This is a genomic window from Paenibacillus ihuae (assembly GCF_001368795.1).
In the GTDB taxonomy this organism is placed as follows: Bacteria; Bacillota; Bacilli; order Paenibacillales; family Paenibacillaceae; genus Paenibacillus_AQ; species Paenibacillus_AQ ihuae.
The window spans coordinates 40,652-42,306 of record NZ_LN831202.1; the positions used below are offsets into that span (position 1 = coordinate 40,652).

At 50.2% G+C, this 1,655-nt stretch carries 2 protein-coding genes and 1 pseudogene; 1 reads left to right on the plus strand and 2 read right to left on the minus strand.

The features are described 5' to 3' along the window. Window positions 1–267: hypothetical protein (locus tag AQR02_RS26020; RefSeq protein ID WP_054943274.1), on the plus strand; the 267-nt coding region annotated here is incomplete at its 5' end. Window positions 268–397: 130 nt separating this feature from the next. On the opposite strand, the gene kdgT is transcribed toward AQR02_RS26020, so the two are convergent. Together kdgT and AQR02_RS34925 are read right to left on the minus strand one after the other, a co-directional pair. Beyond that, complete coding sequence (kdgT, locus tag AQR02_RS26025) at window positions 398–1,402, minus strand: 2-keto-3-deoxygluconate transporter (protein ID WP_054943275.1); 1,005 nt, start codon at window positions 1,400–1,402, stop codon at window positions 398–400. Window positions 1,403–1,547: 145 nt separating this feature from the next. Then, window positions 1,548–1,655, minus strand: a pseudogene (locus AQR02_RS34925) (tripartite tricarboxylate transporter substrate binding protein); the annotation flags it as partial.

The window sequence follows — 1,655 nt, forward strand, 5'->3', positions numbered from 1 at the left end:
TACACCGCCCTTCCCTTGCAGGTCGTCCACAAGCAGCAGCTTTCGATCCAGCCGGACAACCTGCAGCTCACACTCAGTGACGGCCACAAGCAGGATATCGCCGAGCTGAAGTATACTCTGGATCTTGTACTGCTGAATGAGAAGGGCCAGGAACAGAAGCGGGTGCCGATGGAGGGGCTTTTAACGTTATTTAAGATCGAAGGAGCGTGGCTGGTGCAGGGAGACCGGTTCGATAATGCTGCGTTCAGCAAGCTCATAAACGGATAGTGCGAAGCATATAAATTCTTATCTTTTATAAAAAGAACCCTCCGGATAACGCCATTACAGCGTACGGAGGGTTATTCTATCTCTAATTTGATCTTTTATAATATATAATTACAGTTGTTAGGAGAATTTATTATATTGCAGCCTTCTGCGCTGTCAGATCAGAGGGGCCACCAGCTGCCGGAGGATTTTTCTTTTTCATATATCCGGAATAGTAGGCCGTGATGATCGGAACAAGGATCGAAGTCACGATTACGGAAGCGGCTACCAGCGCGGTTGCTGTTTCTGCTGCGGGCAGGAATTCCGGCTTCATATTTGCGACCAGCATCGGGTTGGCGACTGCCGCACCTGCGGTACTTGAGGCAGCGAGTCCTGCGGTACCGTTACCGCGGCCAATCCACTTGTCAGCAAAAATCAGCGGTACACCTGTAACAACGATTACTACGAGACCCAGCAGAATGCCCAGCAGGCCGGTATCTACAATGACACCAAGGTCAATCGAGCTACCCAGTGCGAAGCCGAAGAACGGAATGAGTGTCTGTGTTGCTTTGCCGAAATAGGCACGCAGGTCATGATCGAGGTTACCCAGCAGGAAACCGATCAGGAACGGAAGCACAGCGCCTACGAACACATGCGGTTCAAATACGGCTACCCCGGTACTGCCCAGAATCAACATGGTAACAAGCGGACCGGATTCAAGCGACATCAGTACGAAAGCACCGGATTCTTCTTTGGTACCGTACTGCTGCATAATGGAAGCATACAAGCCGCCGTTGGTCATATCCATTGCAGAGATAATTGCCAGTACCGATAAGCCGGCGAAGAAGCCGGTCTGTACGCCGCCCTCAGGCAGGAACTGGACAGCAATCAGGGCAATAACCCAAGCTACAGCGATTTTGGTCAATACCAGCGTACCGGATTTGCGCAGTACTGTCCCTGTAGCCCGTACATCAATTGCAGCGCCCATACAGAAGAACCATACTGCCAGAATCGGCACCGTACCTGTCATAAGGCCCTTCGTGAAGCCGCCAAAATATTCGCCCGCGTTCGGGAAAGCCGTGTGAATAATGGCTCCGAGGAACAGCGGCACCAGCATCATTCCGCCGGGAATTCTGTCGAGTGTTTTTTTGATTTTCATATCGTTTGATCATACCCTTCATCTAGTATTGTTAAGAAATCGATTAAATTAATTTACATTTTTTACTTATTATTCCTTGATGGGGCGCAGCAAACCAGTCCCTGGAGTTTCCCCCTGAGCTTATTTGCCTGACCGCGCTTTCATTTCAGTTACGGCTTAGCCCGAGCTCCGGAATCATTTTGGAGAATAAATCATCACTTTCCTTGAGCTGCCGCGAGAACGCCTTACCATCCGTAACCAGCAGTCCAAGTCC

Excerpts from the sequence above, each read along its gene's own strand:
- kdgT (WP_054943275.1), bottom strand. The coding sequence starts at position 1,402 with ATGAAAATCAAAAAAACACTCGACAGAATTCCCGGCGGAATGATGCTG.